The organism is Thiolapillus sp. (genome assembly GCF_048562965.1).
Classification (GTDB): Bacteria; Pseudomonadota; Gammaproteobacteria; order Chromatiales; family Chromatiaceae; genus Thiolapillus; species Thiolapillus brandeum_A.
Genome location: NZ_JBHNMF010001135.1, coordinates 1 through 849, shown reverse-complemented (window position 1 = coordinate 849; position 849 = coordinate 1). Strand labels below are relative to the sequence as shown.

Annotated in this window: 1 pseudogene; it reads right to left on the bottom strand. The window is 57.8% G+C overall.

The features are described 5' to 3' along the window. Positions 1-393: 393 nt before the first annotated feature. Positions 394-849 (bottom strand): annotated as a pseudogene (locus tag ACOCD2_RS22810) (transposase); the annotation flags it as partial.

Genomic DNA, 849 nt, shown 5'->3' with positions numbered 1-849 from the left:
GCCTATTGCCGCATCTCCAGTTACCTGCAGACCATGGCAAATCAGGGATACAATCCGCTGGTCGCCATTCAAATGGCCTTTTCGGGACAGCTCTATGCTGATAGGGGTGAGTAGTTACTTCTCCCTTTTCTATACGATAACTAGCCCGCATCGCTCACCGATCCCCTGGTTCCGGCGTTTTTGGGCGCCGGGACGTGACCAAGATAGCCCGATAGCCCATTTCTCGTGCCAAGGTACTCGCCAAGAGAAGAGATTCTCGTGTTTTTCGCTCTCTCAGGGGCTCTGGAGGATGTTTTTTTGACAGAACAGACGCACCAGTCCCTCAGCACCCAGGACTGATTCTTTGAGTCGATGTTGTTGGGGACGGAAGAACCTATCCAGGCGGCGACCAAGCAGCAGGACATAGGCAAAGGAAGAGAAGTACAGCCGCAGCTGGTTCGCCCGTAAGGTGGCACTGCTGGTGCGATCGGCGAACAGTCCCAGTTGCTGCTCCTTGATCCGGTTCTCCATCTCGCCACGGGCACAGTAAAGATCTTCGTATAAATGTTGGGCATCCGCGTCACGGGTGCTCAGGCTGGTGACGACAAAACGCGGATTGGCCTTGCCCGGCAGGTATTCCGCCTTGCCGATCACCCGCCGTTCACAGGACCAGGATTTGCGCGTGCGGTAGCGGAAGTCACGGAAACACCGGGCGGCCTCGCCGGTGCGCTCACAGGCCAGGCGGGCCGCTTCCATTTCTTTGCCCAAGGCCCGTTGCAGACGCTTGTTGCGCGCCAGACCCAGAACATAGCCCACGTCGTTGGTCTCGCACCAGGCCATGATCGCGTCACGGCAGAAACCCACGTCTGC